The sequence below is a fragment of the Bradyrhizobium sp. INPA03-11B genome, assembly GCF_040446015.1.
GTDB lineage: Bacteria > Pseudomonadota > Alphaproteobacteria > Rhizobiales > Xanthobacteraceae > Bradyrhizobium > Bradyrhizobium macuxiense_A.
Genome location: NZ_JASGSR010000270.1, coordinates 1 through 1,112 on the forward strand (window position 1 = coordinate 1; position 1,112 = coordinate 1,112).

Below are 1,112 nucleotides of genomic sequence, written 5' to 3' on the forward strand. Positions count from 1 at the left end.
CTAGCAGGCTGTTGAAGAAGTCTTTGAGCGGCGCGCGATGAATGGGATGTTGTCGCCGTTGAGGAGGCAGATCTCCCCTTCGAGTGAGCCGTCATCCTGCAGTTCGGCCCAGCCGTCGCCCTCGGCTGGCTCCATTTCGTCGTTTCCCTGCCAGCCGAACTCGACGGCATCGCCGTTGCAGGCTCCAAGAATGGAGCCCGTAAGGCAATCGAAGGCGAATTCGCCGCCGCCCTCATTGAACAGGATGTAGGCGCTCGCCAAGGCCATGTCGTAGCCCGGGGTCTCGACCACCTGCCATCTGCCCCGAATGCTCATGCCGGTGCCGCCAGAAGCTTGGGAAGCCGGATCAAATTATAGGCTGCAAGCGCCAGGACGAAGACGGCATCCACCCGGTCGCGACCTCGCAGCTTGACCTTGGCCAAGCCAGCGGAACTCTTGATCCAGCCGAAGACCTCTTCGATGCGTTTGCGGCAACGTTGGCTGATGTCGTAGCCGCTGTGACGAGTGGTCCGCGCGTCGATCGCCGTCTTGCGCCGCTTACCGGTCTTGCTCAGATGCCCATCAATCGCGATATGCGGAGTAACTGATCTATCTCTCAGGTCGTGCACGAACTGCGTGACATCATAGGCCTTGTCTGCCCCCAGAGTGATCCGCTTCCTGCACCCGCGCCTGTCGATCATGGCAAGCGCAATCTTCCGTTCGGCGGTGCCTGTCGCTTGGCTCACCCCACCCAAAACAGCTAAACCATTGCGGTTCTCCATCAGCGCATGGCCCATATAGCTCAGCTTGGCCGGCTGGCCGTCACCCTTCTTGTAGAGCCGCGCCTCGGGATCGGTCGTGCTCGCATGGGTCTCGTTGGATCGCTTCTCCTTGTGGAAGCTGCGTTCGGCATTGCGTCCCGGACCGTCCTCGTCCTTGTCGCTGCCATCCTTCTTCCGGAAGCTCTTGATCGAAGCCCAGGCTTCAATCAGCGTACCGTCCACCGAGAAGTGATCGCTCGATAGCAGACGCTTGACCTTCGGCTGTGCCAAAAGCGCGTTCAGGAACTTGGCCGCAATCTCGCCCTCCAGCAGCCGGTCGCGATTCTTCGAGAAGGTCGAATGGTCCCAGAC

General features: G+C 60.5%; 2 protein-coding genes. Both read right to left on the reverse strand.

The window, feature by feature from the left end; all coding sequences use genetic code 11:
- Positions 1 to 291, reverse strand: coding sequence for a hypothetical protein (locus QMZ05_RS40865; protein WP_353705894.1), 291 nt, complete (start codon positions 289 to 291; stop codon positions 1 to 3).
- A gap of 20 nt (positions 292 to 311) precedes the next feature.
- A partial coding sequence (locus tag QMZ05_RS40870) for an IS5 family transposase (RefSeq protein ID WP_353705895.1) occupies positions 312 to 1,112 on the reverse strand: 801 nt, incomplete at its 5' end.